The organism is Hamadaea tsunoensis DSM 44101 (genome assembly GCF_000428945.1).
Taxonomy (GTDB): domain Bacteria; phylum Actinomycetota; class Actinomycetes; order Mycobacteriales; family Micromonosporaceae; genus Hamadaea; species Hamadaea tsunoensis.
The window spans coordinates 115,916-137,156 of sequence record NZ_AUAX01000004.1; the positions used below are offsets into that span (position 1 = coordinate 115,916).

General features: G+C 71.9%; 16 protein-coding genes. 3 read left to right on the top strand and 13 right to left on the bottom strand.

Features of this window, described 5'->3' with window-relative positions; translation table 11 throughout:
- Positions 1-52: 52 nt before the first annotated feature.
- Entirely contained in the window at positions 53-2,899 is a 2,847-nt protein-coding gene (locus G401_RS52460) for a caspase family protein (protein WP_027342092.1), read from the bottom strand.
- A complete protein-coding gene (locus G401_RS0108055) occupies positions 2,883-3,260 on the bottom strand; it encodes an effector-associated constant component EACC1 (RefSeq protein ID WP_157545450.1) in 378 nt (125 codons plus the stop codon). The genes G401_RS52460 and G401_RS0108055 overlap by 17 nt, the downstream gene beginning before the upstream one ends.
- Positions 3,261-3,661: 401 nt before the next feature.
- Between G401_RS0108055 and G401_RS0108060 the strand changes: the two genes are divergently transcribed.
- Complete coding sequence (locus tag G401_RS0108060; protein ID WP_157545452.1) at positions 3,662-4,633, top strand: hypothetical protein; 972 nt, start codon at positions 3,662-3,664, stop codon at positions 4,631-4,633.
- Here G401_RS0108060 and G401_RS44265 read toward each other — a convergent pair.
- The 11 genes from G401_RS44265 to G401_RS0108115 all read right to left on the bottom strand — a co-directional run bounded on the left by G401_RS44265 (position 4,569) and on the right by G401_RS0108115 (position 18,156).
- Positions 4,569-6,791, bottom strand: a complete 2,223-nt coding sequence (locus G401_RS44265) for a glycosyltransferase (RefSeq protein ID WP_157545454.1) — start codon at positions 6,789-6,791, stop codon at positions 4,569-4,571. The genes G401_RS0108060 and G401_RS44265 overlap by 65 nt on opposite strands.
- Complete coding sequence (locus G401_RS0108070) at positions 6,788-7,546, bottom strand: ABC transporter permease (RefSeq protein ID WP_051366429.1); 759 nt, start codon at positions 7,544-7,546, stop codon at positions 6,788-6,790. Before G401_RS0108070 ends, G401_RS44265 begins: the two co-directional genes overlap by 4 nt.
- 91 nt (positions 7,547-7,637) lie before the next feature.
- Positions 7,638-8,399: an ABC transporter permease gene (locus tag G401_RS0108075; protein WP_027342096.1), complete on the bottom strand. Its 762-nt coding sequence runs from the start codon at positions 8,397-8,399 to the stop codon at positions 7,638-7,640.
- 9 nt (positions 8,400-8,408) lie between these two features.
- Positions 8,409-9,326, bottom strand: coding sequence for an ABC transporter ATP-binding protein (locus G401_RS0108080; protein ID WP_027342097.1), 918 nt, complete (start codon positions 9,324-9,326; stop codon positions 8,409-8,411).
- The gene (locus tag G401_RS0108085; protein ID WP_027342098.1) at positions 9,323-10,120 is read right to left on the bottom strand and encodes an HAD family hydrolase; all 798 of its coding nucleotides are present in this window, start codon (positions 10,118-10,120) and stop codon (positions 9,323-9,325) included. Before G401_RS0108085 ends, G401_RS0108080 begins: the two co-directional genes overlap by 4 nt.
- Positions 10,117-11,547 (bottom strand): hypothetical protein, encoded by a 1,431-nt coding sequence (locus G401_RS0108090; RefSeq protein WP_027342099.1) that lies wholly within the window; start codon positions 11,545-11,547, stop codon positions 10,117-10,119. Before G401_RS0108090 ends, G401_RS0108085 begins: the two co-directional genes overlap by 4 nt.
- A gap of 13 nt (positions 11,548-11,560) precedes the next feature.
- Positions 11,561-12,475 (bottom strand): aldo/keto reductase, encoded by a 915-nt coding sequence (locus tag G401_RS0108095; protein ID WP_245601657.1) that lies wholly within the window; start codon positions 12,473-12,475, stop codon positions 11,561-11,563.
- Positions 12,472-13,947: a GMC family oxidoreductase gene (locus G401_RS0108100; RefSeq protein WP_027342101.1), complete on the bottom strand. Its 1,476-nt coding sequence runs from the start codon at positions 13,945-13,947 to the stop codon at positions 12,472-12,474. The genes G401_RS0108095 and G401_RS0108100 overlap by 4 nt, the downstream gene beginning before the upstream one ends.
- Positions 13,944-14,855 carry an adenosine kinase gene (locus tag G401_RS0108105; RefSeq protein ID WP_027342102.1) on the bottom strand — a complete coding sequence of 304 codons (912 nt, stop codon included), beginning with the start codon at positions 14,853-14,855 and terminating at the stop codon, positions 13,944-13,946. Before G401_RS0108105 ends, G401_RS0108100 begins: the two co-directional genes overlap by 4 nt.
- Positions 14,852-16,591: a maltotransferase domain-containing protein gene (locus G401_RS0108110; protein WP_027342103.1), complete on the bottom strand. Its 1,740-nt coding sequence runs from the start codon at positions 16,589-16,591 to the stop codon at positions 14,852-14,854. Before G401_RS0108110 ends, G401_RS0108105 begins: the two co-directional genes overlap by 4 nt.
- Positions 16,588-18,156 (bottom strand): alpha-amylase family glycosyl hydrolase, encoded by a 1,569-nt coding sequence (locus tag G401_RS0108115; RefSeq protein WP_027342104.1) that lies wholly within the window; start codon positions 18,154-18,156, stop codon positions 16,588-16,590. The genes G401_RS0108110 and G401_RS0108115 overlap by 4 nt, the downstream gene beginning before the upstream one ends.
- 290 nt (positions 18,157-18,446) lie before the next feature.
- Between G401_RS0108115 and G401_RS44270 the strand changes: the two genes are divergently transcribed.
- Both G401_RS44270 and G401_RS0108125 read left to right on the top strand, forming a co-directional pair.
- Entirely contained in the window at positions 18,447-18,899 is a 453-nt protein-coding gene (locus G401_RS44270; protein ID WP_051366357.1) for a MarR family winged helix-turn-helix transcriptional regulator, read from the top strand.
- A 101-nt stretch (positions 18,900-19,000) separates the two neighbouring features.
- Positions 19,001-21,169: an alpha-amylase family glycosyl hydrolase gene (locus G401_RS0108125; RefSeq protein WP_027342105.1), complete on the top strand. Its 2,169-nt coding sequence runs from the start codon at positions 19,001-19,003 to the stop codon at positions 21,167-21,169.
- Positions 21,170-21,241 lie beyond the last annotated feature (72 nt).

Consider the following 21,241-nt stretch of genomic DNA (forward strand, 5'->3'; position numbering starts at 1 on the left):
CGTCATACAGGTCGGGCCGCGGTCACACGATCCGCGAACACAGACGCCCTCTTCAGAAGTTCCAGGCAATCCACGCTCGGGCGTCGATACCCCAGTGCGCCACGGCGACGACGAAGAACCCGAGGACGAAGCCGAGGGCCAGACTGAGCAGTCCCGTGGCCCCGGCGACCCCGGCCGACACGTCGGCGTCGCCGCCGAAGAGTTCGGCGACCGCGACGACGGCGCCGACGATGAACACGATGATCGTGAGACCGATGAAGGTACCGATGAAGGCGAACCAGTCGCCGCCGTCCAGGTGTGGCTTGACGAGCAGGCGCGACAACGCCGCGCCACCGCTGAAGGCGATGACGGCGATGACGGCGGCGCCGAGGAGTCCCAGTGCGGCCTTGGGAATCCGCTGGCGGCTGCGAGCCCGTGCTTCCTTTGACTGGAGGTCCCAGACGCCGTCGATCCAGGCTCGCCCGCTCGGGGACGCATCGGCCATCGTCGCCGCCGCCCGGCTGCCTCTCGTCCATCGGTCGAAGGCGGTTCTGTTCATGACCGCGTAGCAGAGATCCTCGCGTCCCTTGCCGTCCAGCACGGCGACGATCCCGGCGAGGTCCTGCTCGGTGCGTTTCGCGGTGACGGCCAGGATTTCCAGGCCCACAGGGGTGTACTCCTCGGTGCCGGCCGGGCAGATCCGGTCGAGCAGGTCAGCCGTGGCCTGCGCCGATCGGCCCGCGACACCGGCGACGATCGCCTTGCGGACATCCGCCGTCGCGGTCGTCAGGAGATCAAGGACCTCCTCGGTCGGCTGGCCGTGACCCGCGCCGGCATATATCGCCAAGACGAGCCCGGCCTCGCCCTGCCTTCCGAATTCCGTGGTCAGCTCCACCGCGTCGGCGCGCGCCGCCAGATGTACGCCGAGAGCGGCGGTGGAACGGGTGTGCGCGCGAGCCTCGGTGCTGCTCGGGCTCAGACGCAAGGCCCTCTGTTGCTCGGCGGACGGCTGCAACCACAGCCAGAGGGCTTGGACGTCGGATCGGCTGCGCGTTGCGGCCAGCGCCAGAATGTCTGACGCCGCAACGGAATCACCCGCCTTCTGCAGCGCGAGCACCAGGTCGACGAGTTCGTTCACCGGCCGCGATTCGGTGGCGCTGACGACCGCCTCGCTGTCGGCGGTCCGGCCCTCCTTGAGGAGCAGGCCGATGAGCTTGTGGACGACGTCGGGGGTACGCCGCCAGCCGGCCCAGCGCAGGACCGCCTCGGCGTCCTCTTCACCGCCGGGCACCGCCCGCAGTGCCGCGACCATCGCAGCCAAGTCCTCGAAGGACAGAGTTTCGGCCCAGCCGAGTATCAAGCTGGCGGCGTCGTCGCGGTCCAGATCCCGCAGGGCCACGACCAGTTGTGCCGCGTCGGACATCGGCCGTTGGCGGAACTCGTCGATCATCTCCGACAGTTCGCCCGTCCGCGCGGCCGTGGCGATGAGCGAAAGCACCTCGGCGACGTCCGCGGGCGTCCGGGACACCGCCACCGACCGGAGCATCGCGTCCGCGTAGGCGTTCAGGTCGGCCGGCTCGGAGAGGCGCAGCATCGCGGCCAGCTCGACCGCCTCCGACGGCGGGCGTACCTGGGCCGCCGAGGTCAGCATCGCAGTGATGTCGTCGGGCCCGCCCGCGTGCAGCAGAGCCTGCGCCACCAGTGCCGTCTCGTGCGCGGGGCGGCCGCCACCGGCCGCCGCCAGCAAGACGTCCGCGTCGCTCGGGCGGCCGGCGGCTCGCACGGCCGCGGCCAGATCCGCGACGTCGCCCGGCGGGCGGGTGACGGCGGCCTTCTTCAGCAGGCCGACCGCGTGGGCGTCCTTGCCGATGGCGCGTACGGCGGCAACGAGGGTCACGACGTCGGCGATCGGCCGGTCCTTGGCGGCGGTGTCGAGGGTGTGCGGATCGTCGAGGGCTCGGCTGATCCGCCGCAGGGTCGCCAACTCGCTCGCGGCGCCTTGTGGTGCGGCGGCTTGCATCGCGGCCCTCGCCCGCACCAGCGGATCGCTGTCCCCGGTCAGCTCGGCCGCGAGCCGGAACGTCGCCACGCCCGGCGCCTCCCCGGCGGCGGGCGGGGTCGGCAGCTCGCGGACGCCGGCGGCGCTGCGCGCCAGGATGATCGAGATCGGCCCTTCGCCGCCGGCCACGGAGAACTGCGGATTCTGCTTCGCTTCCAAGTCCTTGACGCGCCGGTACGCGTACGCGTAGGCCTCCTCGGCCGTCACGTAGCCGTCGTTGTCGGCGTCCGCGTCGCCCGACCGCAGCCCTTCGACGAGGGCCGTGGTGAACACCGAGCCCGCGGGTTGCGCCCCTGCGACCTGCTCGCCCTCGAACGAGTACTCGGTGGATCGCGAGGCGGTGAGGACCACCCGCCCGCGGCCCTGCGTCTGCAATTTGGTGATCTCGACCTCGCGGAGCCCCGGCTCGCCGCCCGACTTGCCTTCGACGAACCGGCCGCTGTAGCAGCAGTCGAGGATCACGAGCTGCCGCCACACCCGGCAGTCGTCCAGCAGTTGCTTGATCCTGGCCGACTCCATGGCCGTCGCCGCGAGGTTCTTCTTGACCGTGTCCCGGGCGGCGAAGTAGAGACGGTTGGACTCGTCGAGCAGGCCGTGACACGACAGGTACACCAGCACCAGGTCGTTGACGCTCGTGCCCTGCAGGAACGTCTCCAAGGCGATCATCATCTCGCGGGCGGACGCGTCGACCACCTGGGTCACCTCGAAACCGCCGAGCTGCGCGTCGGCCAGGATCTCGGCCAGGTCGGCGGCGTCGCGTACCGGCGCGCGCAGCGCCCGCAGCTGAGGGTCCTCGTACTCGCTGATCGCGACCACGAGGGCCAGCCGCCGCTCGGGCGGCAGCTCAGGCGCCGGGCGCACGGCCGGCCAGCCAGTCCTGGATGAGGCGCTCCTGCTGCTCGGCCGACACGTTGCTCAGGATCAGCTTGCGGTCGCCGTCGTGGATCTCGACGGAGTGCCGCGTACGCCGTGCCCACGAACCGATCGCGGCCAGCACCGACAGCAGCGACGCGACGCCGCCGAGGTGGACCTCCAGCGCACCGATGACCTCGCCAAGGCCCTTGGCCCGCTCCGGTTCATCGGCCGGGATCTTGGCGACCCGCTCCACGTCCAGCCGGCGCAGCTCGTCGCCCAGCAGCTGGGCGAGCTTCGCCAGTTCGCCGTCGTCGACATCCGCGTCCCGTACCACTGCCAGCCGTACCGCGTCGTCCGCCACCGTCACTGCGATCACCTCGACGAGCGATGCTATCGGCCCGAATTCCTCCACAGTGTCGGGTCATCGGATCGGTCGCCTCCGCCATACGGTTCATCGTCGCCGACCCGGCGGCCGCCGACCTCCAGATCGCGGGAAGCGTTGTGGTCGAACGCTTCGGACTCTGCGATGGTCTGGCAGGTCGGGCACACCAGCCCGACGCCGCGCCATCTGTGCCAGCCGTCGATCTGCGGTCGCGTCGTCCAAGTTCGCCGTCAGCTTCGCCGGGTACGCGGGGCGGTCCTTGTTCGGCCGCGCACGGTCCACATCGTCTGCCCGCTTGTGCGATGCGCCGTGGACGGGGCGGATCACTACGGTCGGTAGGACACGCGTACCGGAGGGTGCCGGGCGCGGCGAGACGAAGGATGATCATGCTGCTGGCTTCCCGTGCGGCCGCGCGCCCGATCCGGCTCCTGCTGGCGCTGCTGGCTCTTCTGGCCGGAGCGCTGGCCACCCCGACGGCGGCGTACGCGAAGGGGGACCTGCTCGGCGGGCTGTGGCAGACCGAGCACGGCAGCGTCATCAAGTTCTCCCCGACGGCCGGCGGCCGGTACGCGGGCGACCTCGCGCGGCCGGGCAGCGGGCCGTGCTGGAGCTGGAACATCCTCGTGAACGGCGATGACAACCGCCACTTCACCGGTTCGATGAACCTCTACGACTACGACGCGGCGGGCAACTGCACGGGCAACCCGCAGGCCGCCGCGATCACGATCGACGTCGCGCGGGACGGCAAGAAGCTGACTCTCCGCTACACCGATCCGGCGTCACTGGGCTGCTGCGAGGAGCCCTTCACGTTCACCCGGATCGGTCCGCCGGGCCCGGGTGCCGAGAGCGGTCCGGCCTGGTGGCAGATCGGGCTGATCGCGGCCGGCGTCTTGGTGGTCGCGGCGGTTGTCGTGGTGGGCGTCATCTATCTCTGGCCGCTGATCGCCGGGGGTGGTGCGGTTGCCGGGGGTGGTACGGCCGTCGGCGTCGGGACCGCGGCCACCGCCGGCGCGGAGGTGGGCGCCGGGACCGTGGTCGTCGAGACCGTCACCGGCACGGTCGCGACCGGTGCCGTCGAGACCGGCGCCGCCGAGGGTGCGGCGGCCGCGGCCAACCCGTTCGCGGGCGCGGCCGAAGGGCTCCCGATTCCGGAGGCCCCCGCGCCGAATCCGTTCGCGGGCGCGGGTGAGCCCCCCGCGAACCCGTTCGCCGGAGCCGGCGAGCCGGTGGCGCCGCCGCAGGCCACTCCCGTGGAGCCGCCGCCGGGGACGCGGATCAGCCCCGAAGACCTGCTCAAGATCCAGGAGGGGCATCCGCCGCTGGACGGTCCGACTCTCGACACGGGCCCGACCCGCTGACGAGATCCCAGACGATCCGTCCGGACCCGAGGGTCACCAGGAAGATCAGATTCTCGTACGCGAGGCCGGGCGGGAGGTCGATCGCGAACTCCGGTCCCGTCCGGGGCACGGGCAGCGTGAACCGGTTGCCGCTGCCCGTCCCGGGGGAGAACCCGGCCGGCACGACGAGGTCCACCGACTGGGCGTGCTCCAGCCGGTACGCGACCCGGACCCCGCCGGCCGTCGCGCTGATCCGGCAACGGTCGGCGAGCTTCTGCCGCCGGGCACCGTCGACCAGCGCCTCGATTTGTGCACAGTGGACGAAGTCGCCCCGCGCGTACGCGTTGTCGAACAGGACGGGCGCGATGGACGGGGAGACGGGCGCGAACCGTTGGTAGGCGGGCACGTCCCCGCGGGCGAGAGCGGCGGCGAGCACCCGGTCGCGGTGCTCGGGTCCGAGCCGGTCGAACCAGCCGTAGTCCAGTGCCCGTTCGACCGGGTACGCGAACTCGTCACCCGCCTGGGCTCGGGCGAAGTGGTCGAGGCGTACGGCGGCCGACCGCTGCCACGTGAACGTCCGTGCGAGGGCGGCCGCGTTGGCGGACAGCCGGGCATAGGTCGCCGGATCGGCACGATAGACGGCGACCGCTTCGCGGATCCGGTCGGCCAGGCGGTCGGCGAGATGCCGGTCGTCGGTGCGGAACGAGCGCGGCACCGCGAACCCGGTGGCGTCCGGGTGGGACACCGGCAGCGTGTGGCGGTAGTGGCTCAGCACCTCCTGCGCGGTGGCGATCGGCACGGCGCCGCAGGCCATCGCCTCGGCCATGGTGATGAGGAAGCCGTCGAGCTCGAACTTCGACGGGAAGAGGCAGAAGTCGGCGCATGCGGAGTGCTCGAACAGGACCTCCTCCTCGGCCATGCGCCAGTCGAGGTGCACGTTGCGCGGCCAGCGCGCGGCCACCTCCGCGAAGTACGCGTCCCCGACCGCCGCCGTACTGCCGGCGGCGCCGGTCGCACAGCGTACGACGAAATTGATCTCCTGATCGGTACGCAGGACGGCGTCGACGGCGCGGAAGAGTTCGACCTGGCCCTTGTGGTTCTGGGCGAGGCGGGCGGCGTGGTAGAAGGTCGGGCGGGCGGGGTCGAGGCCGAGCGCGGCGAGGGTCGTGTCGCGGTCGACGCCGCGCGGGTCGCGGTCGAGCCACCAGCCGGGCAGGGCGCACCAGCCGACGAAGTGGCGGGCGGCGGTGTCCTGGATGACGGCGCTGACCGGCAGCTGCCGGAAGCGGCGCTCGAAGGGTGCGTCGCGGAAGGTCGAGTAGTGGTCGCGCTGGCCGTCGGACACGAAGTCGACGAGGTCGGAGGTGTCGGCGACCATGGCGAAGTAGTTCACGTAGTCCGCGCGGGGATCGCGCTGGAGGAACGACGGCCGGGAGTGGTCGCGCATCGCGGCCGACAGCGGGTCGTCGTGTTCGACGACGGCGTAGCGGTCGAGGTCGACGCGGGCGGCGTAGAGCTCGAAGAGGCGTTCGAGCTGGGGGCGGTAGACCGCGTCGTCGATCCGCGTGTTCACCACGACGGTGCTGACGGTCGTCCGGTGTGGACGGCCGCGCATGACCGGCGGCAGCAGGTACGCGTACGCGGGCTCGTAGCACTGGATCACGGCCGGTTCGGCGCCGAAGTGCCGGTCGATGAACCGGATCGCGTCGACCTGGAACACGAGCGGCTTGGCGTACGCCAGATCCGTGCCCTGCATCTCGTTGGCCGGGTAGAGCGTGTCCGGCAGCAGGTCGGTGTAGTCGTCGGACAGGAAGTAGATGTCGACGCCCTCCCGCCGCAGCCGGTACGCCCGCGTCCGCACGCTCAGCGGAACCTCGGCCGGGAAGGCGGGCCAGATCGCGGGGTCGAGGACGAGCGGCACGACGTGCTCGTCCGGCGACCCGATCTCCTCGATCCCGTAGTGCGCGCGCAGGTGGTCGACGTGGCCGTGGGCGGGGGTGACGACCGAGACGCGGTGACCGGCGGCGGTGTACTCGCGGGCCAGCTCCCAGACCATCGTCGCGGTACCGCCCCGGGTGAGCCGCACGTCGAAAGCCGTCGCCTCGTAGGCGACCTGGACGATGTGCATGCGCTTGCCGGTCTCGGAGAGCGGCCCGGCAACGAGTGGCCCGGCGCTCATGCGCACAGCAGCCGGCCGATGCGGCGGGACGCGACCGCGATCCCCAGGACCACGATGACGACGAGGTAGCCCGCGTCGACCAGCTGCGCCCAGCCGGCCGTCCCCGTCGTGATCGCCCGGATCAGCGTCACCGCGTGGTACAGCGGGGTGGCCCGGACGATCCACTGCACCGCCACCGGGTACGCCGCGATCGGCGTGAAGGTCGCCGAGAACATGAACATCGCGAACTGGACCAGGCCCATGGCGTCGAAGTCGCGCCAGTCGCGTACGAGGGTGGCGGCCAGGATGCCGAGGCAGCCGAAGGCCAGCGCGGACAGGATCGCCGCGGGGAGGGCCGCCAGCGCCCGCACCGGGGTGGTGTGCCCGAGCCCGACCATGATGGCGAGGAAGCCGGCCGCGTACAGGGCCACGCGTACGGTGGCCCAGCCGAGTTCGCCGAGCGCGATCTCGACCGGCCGCACCGGGGTCGCCAGGATCGCGTCGTACACCTTCAGGTAGCGCAGCCGGCCGACGAACACGAACGTCGTCTCGGCCAGGGCGCTGGACATCGCGTACGAGGCGACCATCGCGGGGGCGACGAACGCCGGGTAGCTCACCACCGAACCGTCCGGCAGGGTCACGTCCCCGATCGCCGTGCCCAGGCCGACGCCGATCGACAGCAGGTAGAACAGCGGCTCGAAGAAGCCGGTGAACAGGATGATCCAGGAACCGGCGCTGAGCGCCGAGACGTTGCGCTCGGCCACCCGGGCGGACAGCGCGAGCCGGTCCGTCCAGCCGGGCCAGGCCCGCTCGGCGAGGACCGGAGGACGCTCGGAGATGATCGGATGACTGGTCACGATGGTCCTCTCAGCCCGCGAGCCGGCGGCGGAACAGACGGTAGGCGGCCAGCCAGCCCAGCGCGGCCCAGACCGCCAGGTAGAGCACGTGCGCGGCGGCCGGCCACGGCGTCGGCACACCCTGGACCGCGGCCCGGATGAGGCAGACCGCGCTCCACAACGGCGACGCGTACGCGAGCACGCGTACCGGTTCCGGCAGGGTGCTGATCGGGAAGAACACCCCGGCGAACAGCGACATCGGCATCACGGCGAACCGGCTCAGGGCGCTGAAGTACGTCTCGGACGGCACCGCGGACGCGTACGCGAAGGTGGGCGCGGCCACGGACAGCGCGAGCAGCAGCGTGATCGGGATGGTCAGTAGGGCGGTGGCCGAACCGAGCGCGCCGAATCCGGCGGCGACGGCGAGCAGGGCGAGGCAGCTGGTGAGGACGCGGAACAGGACGAAGGCCAGGTGTCCGGTGAGGATGTCGGCGACCCGCAGGGGAGTGGCGAGCTGGGTGCCGTAGGTGCCGGTCCACGACAGCTTGGCCAGCACCGGCCAGGTCGAGTTGCCGACGGCGAGGTTCAGCGCGGTCGAGGCGATGAGCCCCGGCACGATCCACCGCAGGTACGGGATGCCGTCGAAGTCGGTCGTCAGGTAGTGGCCGACCCCGAGCCCGATGCCGAGCAGCGTCAGCAGCGGCAGCCCGAACGCTGACAGCAGCGTCGCCGGCCAGGCCCGCCGGAAGCCGACCAGGTAGTACTCGAAGACGGAGAAGACACCGGTGGACATCGCGCGCCCCTAGTCGATCAGCTGCCGGCCGGTGAGCCGCAGGAAGACGTCCTCCAGCGAACCCCGGCGGATGTAGACGCCGGCCGGGGTGACGCCCCGGTCGTGCAGCGCGCCGACGGCCTTCTCGCCGTCGGCGCAGTAGAGCAGCGTGCGGTCGGGCAGCCGCTCGACCCGGTCGCCGATGCCGTCGAGATCCACTGTGGATCCGGCCGCGAACCGCAGCTCGACGACCTCCTGGCTGGCGTGCCGGCGGATCAGGTCGCCGGGGGCGCCGTCGCCGACGATCTTCCCGCCGTCCATGACGACCAGCCGGTCGCAGAGCTGCTCGGCCTCGTCCATGTAGTGCGTCGTCAGCACCAGCGTCACGCCCTGCTCCTTGAGCCGGAACAGCCGCTCCCACACCAGGTGCCGGGCCTGCGGGTCCAGGCCGGTCGTCGGCTCGTCCAGCAGGACCACCTCCGGCTGGTTCACCAGCGCCCGCGCGATGACCAGGCGCCGCTTCATCCCGCCCGAGAGCGTGTTGATGTGGTTGCCCGCCCGGTCGGCCAGCTGCATGAAGTCCAGCAGCTCCAGCGCCCGCTCCCGGGCGGCCCGGCGGGACAGCCGGAAGTAGCGCGCGTACGTGGTGATGTTCTCCAGGACGGTCAGCTCCGCGTCGAGGCTGTCGGCCTGCGGACACACCCCGAGCCGGGCACGGATGCGGTGGCCGTCGCGTACCGGGTCCATGTCCAGGACGCGCAGCGTTCCCGCGGTGGGCGGCGACACGCAGCCGAGCATCCGCATCGTCGAGCTCTTCCCGGCGCCGTTCGGGCCGAGGATGCCGAAGAACTCGCCGCGGCGTACCGCCAGGTCGATGCCGTTGACGGCGGTGAACTCGCCGAACCGCTTGACCAGCGCGGTACCGGCGATGGGGGTGTCGGAGATCATGAGGCGCTCCAGAGGCGTTCGAGGACGGCCGCGACGCCGTCGTCGTCGTTGCCGGGCCCGACCTCGTCGGCGGCGGCGAGCACGCGCGGGTCGCCGTTGCCCATCGCGACGCCGTAGCCGGACCAGGCGAACATGGGGATGTCGTTGGGCATGTCGCCGAACGCGATCGTGTCGGCCGCGGCGAACCCGAGCCGGTCCGCCGCGAGGGTCAGGCCGTGCGCCTTGGTCACGCCCGGCGGCAGCAGTTCGACCACCGTCGGGTGGGCGTGGGTCACCGTGAACGCGTCCCCGCACAGCGCGGCCAGCCCTTCGGCCAGATCGGCCGCCGGGACCGCCCGGCTGCGGACGAACACCTTCTCGATCGGCCCCGCCCACAGCTCACCCGCCGGGACCGCCACGCAGTCGCCGCTCGCCCGGCTGTAGAAGCCCGGCTCGACCAGGATGTGCCCCGCCGGGCCCGCGGTGGCCACGCCGATCCACACCGGGGCGTACGCGCGGCGGATGCGGTCGGCCGCCGCACGGGCCGCGGCGATGTCCAATGTGGTCGACCAGACCAACCGGCCGGTGTCGGCGTCGTAGAGCTGCGTACCCTGGCCGCACACGGCGAGGCCGCGGTAGCCGAGTCCCGCGAGCAGGTCCCGGCAGCCGGCCATCTGCCGGCCCGTCACCACCAGATGGCGTACGCCGTGGCGGGGCAGTGCGGCCAGCGCGGACCGGGTACGCGCCGACACGGTGAGGTCGGAGCGCAGCAGCGTGCCGTCGAGGTCGGTGGCGACCACCCGGAATCCGCTCATCGCAACCCGCCCGCGTGCCGGAGGTCCACATCGACCTGGTAATGGCGGCGGTGGGCGTAGTTGTAGGCCAGTTCGTGCAGCATCCGCTGGAGGTACAGCGCCCGCCACCAAGCTTCGTTCGGCTCGGCCGCACGCGTGTGCGCCGAACGTGCTTGCGGACGCCCGCGTTCCGCAAGGGGTTCCGGCGTGCGGTAGCCGGCCAGGATGTGCTCCACGACGATCCGGGTCCACTGGCGGCCGGTGGCGAACACCTGCGCGCGGACCGGGTCGACGGCCGATCCGGGGAGCAGGTCGCCGACCGCCGCCCGGCACACCTCCCGCCGGTGTACGCCGAGCAGCCGCCCGGTCTCCACCGCCGCCTCGTGCGCCGCGAATGATTCGAGGCTCCGCTGGACGGCCACGAGATCCTGCCCCGGCGTCTGGTACGCGTACGCCGGGTCGGCCGGGTCCATGGCGGCGGGGGAGGGGTCGATCGCGCGTACCGTCCAACCGTCCGGTGTGGACCGGTAGAGCAGGTGCGACAGGTGCAGGTCGCCGTGCGCGATCCCTGCGGCGATCGGCGGCCGGGTCGCGGGGACGGCTGCCGCCAGGCGTCGGGCGAGCTCGGCGCGGACGGCCGCGGGGTGCCGCTCGTCGGCGAGCAGGAGCGCGGTGACGTTCTCCAGCGGCGTGGTCAGGTCGCCGCGGTAGGCCACCGCCGCGGGGGTCGCCAGCGACCGGTGCAGCCGGCCGACCAGGGCACCCACCTCCGTCAGGACGGGGCCGATCCGGTCGACGTGCCGCCGCACGGCCGCCTCGGTGTCCACCTCCGTCCACAGTGTCCGCAGGTTGGTCCGCAGCAGGTCCTCCAGCGGCCGTCCCTCGACGAGGCGGTACAGCAGGCCCACCGGGCGCCGCTGCCCGGCCGGGCTCACGTACGCGTAGTGCCCGGCGTACTCGGGCAGGCAGTCGCCACCCCGCGACCGGCGCAGCGCCGCCGGCTCGTGGCCGTCCGGCGGCAGCACCCGGTAGCGCTTGTGCACGTGCGGGTGGCCGCCGAGGCGTACCAGGGACAGGGCGTTGGTCGAATAGCCGCCGTCGAACGGGAGCGGTCCCTCGAAGGCGGGCGGGTCGCCGTGGAACTCCAGCACACCGCCCCGGGCCGTCGTGATGCGACGGTTCTCGCGCAGGACGGCGACGACGAGCGCGTCGAACGCGGGTCCGCCCTCGCGCGGTCCGCCGGAGCCGTCGAGGGGTACGGCGTACCAGCGGTCGGGGTCGGTGTCCGGCGCGACGAGGGCGATCGCGGTGCCGGTGCCGGGCTCCAGCTCGATGTGGTCGACGAGGTCGAAGCGGTGGGCCGCCCGGCCGGTCTCGTCCAGCCAGGGGGCACCGCGCAGGTGGCCGCTGATCGCCGCCGCCGTACGCGTGGCGCTGGGCAACGCCATGACTCAGCCTTTCCTACGGCAGGGCCGCGCCGCGCGCGGAGATCCAGAGCTGGTACCACTCGTCGTGGCTGAGGTCGGGTTCGGCGTTCGCAGCGTCGCGGCAGGCGCGGATCCGCTCGGGCCGGGCGGTGCCGATGACCGGGGCGATCCGGGCCGGATGGCGGCGCAGCCACCACAGCACGATCGTCTCCGGGGTGGTGCCCTTGCGCTCGGCGAGTTCGGCCACCAGTCGGGTGGTCTCGTCGTCGGGTCCGGCGCCGGTGTAGCGGCCGCGGGCGAGCGGCCCCCACGCCTGTACGCCGATCCCGTGCGCCCGGCAGTGCTCCAGGGTGCCCGGCGACTCGACGAGCTCCCGGCGGGCCAGGCTCAGCTCGACCTGGTTCACGACGAGCGGCACGCTCACCTGCGCCCGGAGGAAGCCGATCGTGGATGCGTCCATGTTGGACACGCCGAACTGGCGCACGAGGCCCTGCCGGTGCAGGTCGGCGAAGGCCGCGGCGATCTGCGCGGGCTCCATGAGCGGATCCGGCCGGTGCAGCAGGAGCACGTCGACATGGTCGGTACGCAGCCGCTCCAGGCTCTCGGCCACCCGCTGCCGGATGGTGTCGGCCCGCAGGTCGTACAGCCCCACCCGGCCGCGCGCGGGTACCCGGATGCCGCACTTGGTCTGCAGCGTGATCCGGCCGCGCAGCTGCGGGTCGCGGGCGAGCAGTTCGCCGAAGACCGCCTCGGCCTTGCCGTGCTTGTAGATGTCGGCGTGGTCGAAGGCGGTGATGCCCGCGTCGAGCGCGGCCCGGACGGCGGCCTCCGCGGTGTCGACGTCGGCCGCCGTGTACGGCTCGGTGTCCCAGCCGCCGCCCAGACCCATGCAGCCGTAGAGAATCCGGTGCTCCCGGACGTCCGTGCCCGCGGCGATCTCCGTGCTCACAGCGTCCGCCGGAGCGTGTCGGCCAGCTGCTCGGCGATGGCCAGGACGGGAAGCTGGGTGTTGGCGGCCGGCGCCGTCGGCAGGATCGACGCGTCGGCCACCCGCAGGTTCGCGATGCCGCGTACGCGGCCCTCGCCGTCGACCACCGCGTCGGGATCGGCGTCGGGACCGGCCGCGCACGTGCCGACGGGATGCCAGTAGACGCTCGCGCGCCGCCGCAGCTCCTCGTCGGTCAGCTCCGCCGGGGAGGGGCCGGTCCGGCGGGTCCAGCGGGCGACCGCGGGCTGGTCGGCGAACCGCTCCACCAGGCGCAGCCCCGCCCGCATCGTCGCCAGGTCGAGACCGTCCGGGTCGGACAGCACCGCCGGGTCGATGTCGAGCGGGTCGGCCGGGTCGGCGGAGTGCAGGCGTACGTGGCCGCGGGACGCGGGTTTCATCAGGTACGCCGAGATCCCCGCCTCGTACTGGCCAGGTGGCAGCTTGCCGAACAGGGGCGGCCCGGCGACCGGCAGGATGTGCAGGTCCCAGCCGCCCGCGGGGGCACCGGCGGTCGCGGCCCGGGCGAGGACGCGGCTGACGTAGAGGTCACCGGCGGCCTGCTGGGCGGCGAGGGTCGCGTTCAGTTCCGGGGTCGGCGCGAGCGGCATGAACACCCCGGGCTGGTCGCTGAGGTTCGCGCCGACGCCGGGCAGGTCGACCTCGGTCTCGACGCCGACCTCCTTGAGATGCCGGGCCGGCCCGACGCCGCTGCGCAGCAGGATCGCGGGGGAGCCGAGCGCGCCGGCCGCCAGCACGTAGGCGCCGCCGGTGACCGGCTCGGCCCGGCCGTCCACGACGACGCCGCGGACGCGCCCGTCGCGGACGATCAGCCGCCGGACCGGGGAGTCGCCGAGAACGGTCAGGTTGGGCCGCGTACGCGCAGCCGACAGGTAGGCGAACGCGGCGTTCCACCGCACCCCGTCGATCGCGTTCAGCAGCGGTACGCCGTACCCGGGCGTGCTGCCGGTCGCGGCCATGTCGACCTCGGCGAATCCCAGGGCCCGGGCGGCGTCGACGGCCGCCGTGGCGAACGCCGACAGCTCGGTGGCGGGCGGCGGGATCAGCTCCATCTGGGCGATCGCCCGCTGCCGGAACGGTTCCAGGGCGGCGGCCGACCACTGCGGCCCGACGAGGTCCGTCCACTCGCGATGGTCGGCCGCCGACGGCCAGGTGTGCCAGCAGCCGTTGACGCAGGACGAGCCGCCCAGCACCTTCGCGCGTACGCGGTGCATGGGCACGTGCCGCTCCCACACGTCGTCGCGGGGCAGGGCGCGGGCATCCCGCAGCGCGTCGGGCCAGGCGCGCACGTCGGGGCCGTAGTCGGGGCCGGCCTCGACGAGGCAGACGGTGCGGCCGGGGTCCTCACTGAGCCGGGCGGCCAGCACGCAACCCGCGACCCCGCCGCCCAGAATGACGACATCGTAGACGCTCATTCGGTCTGCTCCAGCCGGGCGACCCAGTCCAGCAGCTCCGCCCGGCCGATCGAGGCCGTCCGGGTCGCCGGGATCGTGCACGCGTACGCGCCCGCGAGCGCGCCGTAGAACGCGCTGCGCAGCGGCTTCTGCCCGTCGAGCCAGCCGAACAGGAACCCGGACACGAACGCGTCGCCCGCGCCGTTGGAGTCGACGACCGGGTCCGCCGGAGCGACCGCCGGCACGTGGGTGATCTCGCCGTCGGCCCAGACGTGGGAACCGCGCGCGCCGTCGGTGGCCACGACCACCTGCGCCCGGCCCCGGTCGGCGATCTTGCGGATGACGGCGTGCGGGTCGGCCAGCGCGGTCGCCGACAGGATCACGATGTCGGCCGCGTACGCGAACGTCTCGTGGTAGCTCTCCACGCCGTCCCAGTTGTGCAGGTCGGTCGAGATCGTGACGCCGGCCTCGCGCAGGATCGGCAGGGCGTGCCCGCACGGGTAGGTGATCGACACGTGCGCGTGCCGGCTGCGCCGGGCGAGATCGCGGACGGTGCCGGGCGGCAGCCGGTCGTCGCCCTCGCCCCGGGTCGCGTCGTACAGCGACAGCCGTCGGCCGTCGGGGCCGACGAGGTTGACGGCCCGCTTGGTACCCGAGGCGACGGGGACGTCGGTGAACGGGATCCCGTTGTCCCGGTGCAGCGCCCGCAGCAGGTCGCCCTCGTGGTCGGCGCCCAGCAGGTCGATGTGGTGCGTCGCGAGCCCCAGCGCGTGCACGCCGAGCGCCACGTTGTCCCCGGTCTGCCCGGCCTTCTGCTCGATCGGCGGCACCATGTAGCTGTCGGCGTACGCCAGCGGGAGCTCGGGGACGTAGACGATGGTGTCCACTCCGGACCCGCCGAGAACGAGGACGTCGATGTCGGTGCTCATGCCTGCTCCTGAACTTCGGTGATCATTTCCATGCGGTACAACGCGGCAACGGATTGCCGCGGGTCGAGGGTGACGGCCAACGGACCGTCCCAGGTCAGCGTCTGGCCGGAGATCTCGTCGGTGAGGCGGCCCGCGCCCAGGCCGAGGTCGCCGGGCGTCACCGCCACGGTTCCCGTCCGAGGCCCGTCGGGGTCGAGGTTCACCACGCACAGCACCGCGCCGCCGGTCTCCGGGTCCCTTTTCGAGTACGCGATCAGCGCGTCGTCGTCGACCGGGTGGAACCGGAGCGTGCGCAGCGACCGCCAGGCGGGGTGCGCCCGGCGTACGCGGTTGAGGGTGGTGATCCAGTCCTCGGCCGAGCGGCCGGCGGCCCGGGCGGCTTCGAAGTCGCGGGGACGCAGCTCGTACTTCTCGGCGTCCGCCGGGACCGGGCGGCCCGGCGCGGCCGGTTCGCTCTCGCAGATCTCGTAGCCGCTGTAGATCCCCCAGCTCGGGCCGAGCGTGGCCGCGAGGGTCGCGCGGATCGCGTACATGGCCGGGCCCTGGTGGTGCAGGTGCACGGGGAGCACGTCGTGGTTGCTCGGGAACAGGTTCGGCCGCAGGAAGTCCGCCCCGGCGACGAGGTCAGCCCCGAACGCGGTCAGCTCAGCCTTCGTCTCGCGCCACATGAAGTAGGTGAGCGTCTGGTCGAAGCCGAGCCGCGACAGTCCCTGCTGGACGGCCGGCCGGGTGAACGCCTCGGCGAGGAAGACCACGCCCGGGTACGCCTGCTTCACGTCGGCGATCAGCCGTTGCCAGAACCCGGCCGGTTTCGTGTGCGGGTTGTCCACCCGGAACGCCGTCACCCCCAGCCCGGCCCAGTACGCGACGATCCGGCGCAGTTCGGCGTACAGGCCCTCGGGGTCGTTGTCGAAGTTCAGCGGGTGGATGTCGGTCCACACCCGCGGCGGGTTCTCGGCGCAGGCGATCGTGCCGTCGGGGCGTACGGTGAACCACTCCGGATGTTCGGTGAGCCAGGGATGGTCGGGCGCGCACTGCCAGGCGAGTTCCAGCGCCACTTCGAGCCCCAGTTCCCGGGCCCGGTCCGCGTACGCGACGAAGTCGGCCTCGTCGCCGAGGTCGGGATGGATCGCGTCGTGACCGCCCTCGGCCGCGCCGATCGCCCACGGGCAACCGGGATCGCCGGGTCCGGCGACCGGGCTGTTGCCCCGGCCCTTGCGTTCCCGGCGGCCGATCGGGTGGATGGGGGTGAGGTGGACGACGTCGAACCCGAGCGCGGCGATGCGGGGCAGATCCTCGGCCGCCGTACGCAACGTCCCGTGCACCGGGCGTCCCTCGGCGTCCCGGCCGCCCGTCGAGCGGGGGAACACCTCGTACCAGGCTCCGAAGGCGGCCCGTTCCCGCTCGGCGAACACCGGGTACGCCGTACCGGCCGTCTCGTACTGCCGCACCTCGCCGTCCGTCCACGCGGTGACCTGGAAAGTCCAGTCGCCGGGAGCGGTCGCGACCACGTCGGCGCGCCAGACGTCGGGCTCGCCCGGGTCCTCGGTCATCGGGATCAGCGTGTGCTTGCCGTCGGGCGCGGTCCAGCGGACGGCCACGGTCACCGGCGGGTAGCCGTCCCGCCAGACGACCGCGCGGACCGGCAGGTGCTCGCCGACGACGGTCTTGGCCGGATACCGCCCGGCCTCCGCGACGGGCGCGACCTGTTCGATGACGATCCGCTCGAAACTCATGGGGCGTCCACCAGCACGCGCGCTCCGAAGCCGGGAACGTGCACGTCAGCCCCGCCCACCACCGTGTACGCCGGGTCGAGGACGTCGGTCAGCAGGCGTCCGTCGAGCAACTGTCCCGCTGGGACGGTGGCCTTCCGCGGTTCGCCGCTGGTGTTCAGCACCACGAGGACTTCCTGCGTGTCGGTGTGGCGGCTGAACGCGTACAGGCCGGGGCCGTCGGGGTCGGCGTACCGGGGCGCCTGCCGGCCGCGGCGCAGGGCCGGCCACTCCGCGCGTACGCCGAGCAGGCGGCGGGTCCAGTCGAAGGTCGCGCTGCCGGTGTCGAACCGGTCGCCGGTGGAACTGGGGGACACGAACGCGCCGTCGGCGAACATGTCCTCGCGGTTGTGCGGCGACGCGCGATCGGCCGAGCATTCGCGTTCCAGCCGCTGGGTGGGCTGGCGGAAACCCTGCTCGGTGCCGTAGTAGAGCATCGGCAGACCGGTGGAGAAGAGGAGGAACGCCGTCGCCACCGCGAGCCGCCCGGTGGGTTCGCCGTCGCGCAGGAACCGGTAGACGTCATGGTTGTCGATGAATCGGACGCTGCGGTCGTGCGCGGTCCCGCCCCAGGCGGCCCGGGCGGTCAGCAGGCTGCGTTCCAGGTCGGTGGTGGGCGCCTGGCCGTGCAGGGCCCAGCTCTGCCGCCGGTACTCGGGGTAGTTGTAGACCGTGTCGATGCCCAGTCGCAGGCAGTCGGCGATCGGCTGGTCGTCGGTGGCGGAGTACTCGCCGAGGATCAGGAAGTCGGCCTTCCCGAGCCCGGCCGCGTACGCCTTCACCTCGGTGGTCAGCCGCGTGACGAAGGCGGGTTCGAGGTGGCGGATGGCGTCGATCCGGAAACCGTCCACGTCGGTCGCGGCGATCCACCACTTCGCGACGGTGACGAGCAGGTCCGCGGTCCGCGGGTCCTCGCTGGCCAGCCGCCGCAGACCGGGCGGGAAGTCGCCGCGGACGGCCTGGTCGGGGTGCTTCCAGTCGTGGATCACGCCGCGCCGGGTGAACCGCCGCGGATCGGCGAACTCGGCCGGCCCGACTTCGGCGGCCAGCTCGTCCACGGTGGCCGGTTCGGCGCGGAAGTGGTCGCCGTCGGCGTACTCGAAGATCCGGTCCATGTGGTTGACGACCAGATCGAGCAGGACGCGCTGCCCGCGCCGGTGGGCCTGGTCGACCAGCTCGACGAGATCGTCGAGCGTGCCCAGGTGCGGGTCGACGCGGGTGAGGTGCAGCGGGCCGTAGTGGTGGTAGCAGCCGGGGGCGGCGAGGGTGACCGGTGACAGCTGGAGCAGGGTGACGCCGAGCGTGCGCAGGTAGTCGAGCCGGGCGGTGACGCCGGGCAGGTTGCCGCCGTGCCGGGTCTCCCCGTGCGCCGGATCCCCGTGCGTACGCCGGAACCGGTCGTGCGCGAACCGGTCGACGAGGATCGAGTAGCCGACCTCGTCGCGCCAGTCCACCGGCGACGGATGGTACGCGCGCCCGCCGTCGGGCAGCTCCAGCGCGGCGAGCCGGTCCGGTTCCCGCAGCGGCATGGCGATCCTTTCGCGTCCCGACGAATGCGCTAATACATTGGCAACAGACGATTTATTTACCAATCACCAAACTCCGAGTGGGCCGAATCTACGACGGGCCGGGAACCTAGTCAACCGCGACTGCAAGAGATTTCCGAAATGCCCTGCAAGGACTGCCGGTTTGGCGACAAGCGTTGACAGGACTCTCGGCGCGTTCTTACGATCGCGGTCAGCCAATTCGATGCCTAGTCAACAAATAGGTAATCGTCAATCATTGTTGTCCGGTGCGACGCGCGCCGTGGAGGTGACAAGTGGACCGGGCCGAACTCGCCGAGCGCATCTGCCAGACCGTGCAGGAGATCGGCGTCCTGCTGGACGACGGTGACCGCGGCGCCATGCGCGGCGCCGGACTCACCCCGGCCCACTTCAACCTGCTGCGGCAGCTCGCGCCCGACCGGCGGACCGGGCGGACCATCACCCGGCTCGCCGAGCTGACCCTGTGCACCCGGGGCAACGTCACCCGGCTCGTCCAGCGGCTCGTCGAGGCGGGCCTGGCCGAGATCCGGCCCGACCCCAGCGACCAGCGGCTGGTGCGGGTGTACCTGACCCCGATCGGCGCGGCCCGGCTGGCCGCCGCCGAGACCGAGCGGTCGGAGCTCAACGCGGCCCGGTTCGCCGAGTTCGGCGACCCGGCCGCGGCCGACCTGCTCGACCACCTCACCGGCCTCGTCCAGCACCTCCGCAAGCACCTCGCCCAGCGCTGACGTCTCCCAGCGCGGGGCGCACCACCACATCCACCGCACCCACCGCACCACGAGGCTTCCGCCCACACCTGACGCCCCGCGATTTACTCGAAGGAGTAATGATGCAGCGACCGTCCCGTCGCCGCGTGCTGTCCGCAGCGTCCGCCGCAGTTCTGCTGGCGACCTTCGGCGCAGCCGCGGTCGGTCACGCCGACGCACCGGTGAGCAACCGGTCCAGCCTCAAGCAGGACCTCTGCTACCAGATCGTCACCGACCGCTTCAACAACGGCGACACGAGCAACGACAACCCGGCCAAGAGCCCGGGCCTGTACGACTCGACGAAGACCAACTGGAAGGAATACTGGGGCGGGGACTTCGCCGGCATCCAGGCCAAGCTGACGTACCTGAAGAACATGGGCGTCACGTCGATCTGGATCTCGCCGCACACCGACAACATCGACGTCCCGGTCAGCTACAGCGGCGTGACCAACACCGGCTACCACGGCTACTGGACGCGGGACTTCAAGAAGACCGAGGAGCACTTCGGCTCGCTCACGGACTTCGACAACCTGATCGCCGCGGCGCACACGGCCGGTATCAAGGTCATCATGGATTGGGCGCCGAACCACTCCAGCCCGGCCAGCTCGACCGACGCCACGTTCGCCGACAACGGCGCCCTGTACGACAACGGGACGCTGGTCGCCAAGTACGGCTCGGACCCCAACGGCGTCTTCCACCACAACGGCGGCATCACGAACTACGACGACCGCTACCAGGACCAGTACCTGAACATGGCCGACCTGGCCGACCTGGAGCAGCAGAACACCACGGTCAACTCGCTGCTGAAGACCGACGCGAACTACTGGATGGACCGCGGCGTCGACGGCATCCGCATGGACGCCGTCAAGCACATGACCCCGGGCTGGCAGCAGTCGTTCGCCGACACCGTGCTCAACCACAAGGACACCACCCTCTTCGGTGAGTGGTACCTCGGCAGCCAGACCGACGCGACCTACGACGCCAACGTCCGCTTCGCCAACACCAGCGGCATCTCGGTGCTCGACTTCTACATGAACATCGCGATGCGCAACGCGTTCGCGTACGGCGGGTCGATGTCGGCGCTCGACGCGGCCGTGACCAAGACCGGCACGGACTACAAGTACAAGGAAAACCTGGTCACGTTCCTCGACAACCACGACATGTCGCGGTTCCTGACGGCCAACAACAACAACTCGCTGCTGCAGCAGGCGATCGCGTTCATGATGACCCTGCGCGGTACGCCCTGCCTCTACTACGGCACCGAGCAGTACCTGCACAACGACACCAGCGGCGGCGGCGACCCGTACAACCGGCCGATGATGTCGAGCTGGTCGACGACCACGACGGCGTACCAGGAGATCGCGAAGCTGTCCGCGCTGCGCCAGTCCAACCCGGCGCTCGCGTACGGCACGCACCAGGAGCGCTGGATGAACAACGACGTCTACATCTACGAGCGCAAGTTCGGCACCGACGTCGTGCTCACCGCCATCAACAAGGGCACGTCGAACTACTCGATCACCGGCCTGAACACGGCGATGCCGGCGGGCACCTACTCCGACCAGCTGACCGGCCTGCTCGGCGGCAGCAGCATCACGGTTTCTGCCGGCAGCGGCGGCAACAACCCCGTCAGCACGTTCACGCTGGCGGCGGGCAACACGGCGGTGTGGTCCTACAAGGCGGCCAGCGAGCCGTCGGCGCCGCTGATCGGCAGCGTCGGCCCGACGCTGACCCGGACCGGCAACACGATCACGGTCGAGGGCCGCGGCTTCGGCTCGTCCGGCACGCTCAAGGTCGGCGGCGTCACCGCCACCACCACGAGCTGGACCGCCAACCGGATCATCGGCACCGTGCCGAGCGGCGTCACCGCCGGAACCGCGTCGGTCACGGTGACCACGGGCGGTGGCACGAGCAACGGCTACGACGTCACCAACGAGACCGCGGCGCAGGTGCCGGTGACCTTCACGGTCAACAACGCCTCACCGACCAGCCCCGGCGACAACATCTACCTCACCGGTAGCGTCGCCGAGCTCGGCAACTGGTCCACGAGCAAGAACATCGCCATCGGGCCGATGAACACGCCGAACTACCCGAACTGGTTCGTCACGGCGAGCGTGCCGGCGTGCACGACGATCCAGTTCAAGTTCGAGAAGATCACTTCCGGTGGCGTCGTCACCTGGGAGAACGGCTCGAACCACAGCTACACGACACCCTGCTCGGGCGTCGGCTCGACCACGGTCAGCTGGCAGTACTGACCCTCGGGTGCGGCCGCCGTCCGCGGCGGCCGCACCACCTCCTGGTGCGGCGGGCGACCGGCGGCTGCCGGC

Coding starts and splice junctions, on each gene's coding strand:
- G401_RS44265 (WP_157545454.1), bottom strand. CDS start 6,791: ATGAGCGCCGGGCCACTCGTTGCCGGGCCGCTCTCCGAGACCGGCAAG.
- G401_RS0108110 (WP_027342103.1), bottom strand. CDS start 16,591: ATGAGTTTCGAGCGGATCGTCATCGAACAGGTCGCGCCCGTCGCGGAG.
- G401_RS0108060 (WP_157545452.1), top strand. CDS start 3,662: ATGCTGCTGGCTTCCCGTGCGGCCGCGCGCCCGATCCGGCTCCTGCTG.
- G401_RS0108085 (WP_027342098.1), bottom strand. CDS start 10,120: ATGAGCGGATTCCGGGTGGTCGCCACCGACCTCGACGGCACGCTGCTG.
- G401_RS0108105 (WP_027342102.1), bottom strand. CDS start 14,855: ATGAGCACCGACATCGACGTCCTCGTTCTCGGCGGGTCCGGAGTGGAC.
- G401_RS0108080 (WP_027342097.1), bottom strand. CDS start 9,326: ATGATCTCCGACACCCCCATCGCCGGTACCGCGCTGGTCAAGCGGTTC.
- G401_RS0108125 (WP_027342105.1), top strand. CDS start 19,001: ATGCAGCGACCGTCCCGTCGCCGCGTGCTGTCCGCAGCGTCCGCCGCA.
- G401_RS0108090 (WP_027342099.1), bottom strand. CDS start 11,547: ATGGCGTTGCCCAGCGCCACGCGTACGGCGGCGGCGATCAGCGGCCAC.
- G401_RS0108075 (WP_027342096.1), bottom strand. CDS start 8,399: ATGTCCACCGGTGTCTTCTCCGTCTTCGAGTACTACCTGGTCGGCTTC.
- G401_RS0108100 (WP_027342101.1), bottom strand. CDS start 13,947: ATGAGCGTCTACGATGTCGTCATTCTGGGCGGCGGGGTCGCGGGTTGC.
- G401_RS0108115 (WP_027342104.1), bottom strand. CDS start 18,156: ATGCCGCTGCGGGAACCGGACCGGCTCGCCGCGCTGGAGCTGCCCGAC.